Raw genomic sequence first — 1,493 nt, 5'->3', positions numbered from 1 at the left:
CCCTGAAGGAACTGCCCGTCACCCTCAGGGCCACCGGAGCCCTGCCGCACGGGGTGCTGGTCGGCGCGTCCCCCGAGCCCTTCCCGGCCGCCACCGTCACCGAAGCCCTGGAGGCGGCGCTCGCCGCCAACGACCCCGGCCGGATCGCCGTGGAGTGCGCCGGAACCACTCTGACCTGGGGCGAGCTGGCCACCTGGTCCGGGTCCGTGGCCGCCAGGCTGTGCGGGCAGGGCATCGGGCCGGGCTCGTACGTGCCCGTCCTCGCGGCGCGCGGCCCCGCGCTGGTCGCCGCCTGGGCCGGAGTGCTGCGCGCCGGGGCGGCGTTCGTGCCGCTGGCCATGGACACCCCCGCCGCCCGCCTGGCGTACATCCTGGATCAGACCGGCGCCGAGACGGTGCTCGTCTGTGCCGAGGGCGCCGACCTCCTCGCGGGACTCGACGTCGGCGCCAAGCCCGTACTCCTGGCCGATCTGCGGGACCTGCCGCAGGAGTTGGCTCCGAAGGACGCCGAGCCGGGCCGCGCCGAGCCGGGCCCCGGCGACCCCGCGGCCGTGATCTACACCTCCGGCACCACCGGCCGCCCCAAGGGGGTGCTCGTGCCGCACCGCGGACTGCTCGCCACCTCGCTGTGGTGGGGCCGCGACTGCGGTCTCGGTCCGGACGACCGGCTGCTGCTCACCGCGGGCACCGCCTTCGACCCCGCGGCCTACAACGTCGTCCAGAGCCTCCTCGCGGGCGCCCGCCTGATCCTGGCCGACGATGTGGAGCGGCGGGACCCCGAGGCCCTGCTGCGCCTGGTGCGCGGCCCGCGCGGCGCCACGGTCGCGGGCTCGGTCACCCCCAGCCTGCTGCGCGCCATGCTCACCGCCGACACCGCCGACACCGCCGACCCGACAGGCACCGCCGACGCGCCAGGCACCGCGCTGCGCGTCCTGTACGCGGGCGGCGAAGCGCTGCCGCGCGAGCTGGCGGCGCGGTGCGCCACCCGCTGGGGCACCCGGATCGTCAATGTGTACGGGCCGACCGAGGCTTCCTGCAACAGCACCTACGCCCCCGTCGACCCCGCGTCCGACACCGCCCCGGCCATCGGACGCCCGCTGCCCGGCATGCGGGCGTACGTCCTCGGCCCGCACGGGGAGGAACTGCCGCCGGGCGTCCCCGGCGAGCTGTACATCGCCGGGCCCGGCGTCGCGCTTGGCTATCTGGCGGCCCCGGAGCAGACGACGGCCGCCTTCCTGCCCGACCGGTACGCCGACGCGTGCGGCGACACGCGGCCCGGTGCGCGGATGTACCGGACGGGCGACCTCGCGGTGCTGCGCGAGGACGGCCGTCTTGGCTATCTGGGCCGGGCCGACGACCAGCTGAAGATCCTCGGCAACCGGCTGGAACCGGCCGAGGTCGTCCGCCTCCTGGAGGAGCATCCGGCCGTCACCGCGGCCGCGGTGCACGCCCAGGGCGCGCCGCCCGCCCTGGTCGCCCACGTGACCCTGGCC

General features: G+C 76.9%; 1 protein-coding gene. It reads left to right on the top strand.

The window, feature by feature from the left end; translation table 11 throughout:
* On the top strand, positions 1–1,493 hold a 1,493-nt coding region (locus AB8Z36_RS39955; RefSeq protein ID WP_369218261.1), incomplete at both ends, for an amino acid adenylation domain-containing protein.

The organism is Streptomyces flavofungini (assembly GCF_041028215.1).
Taxonomy (GTDB): Bacteria; Actinomycetota; Actinomycetes; order Streptomycetales; family Streptomycetaceae; genus Streptomyces; species Streptomyces flavofungini_B.
Note: the sequence above shows the minus strand (reverse complement) of the source record. Positions and strands in the feature narration are given on the sequence as shown.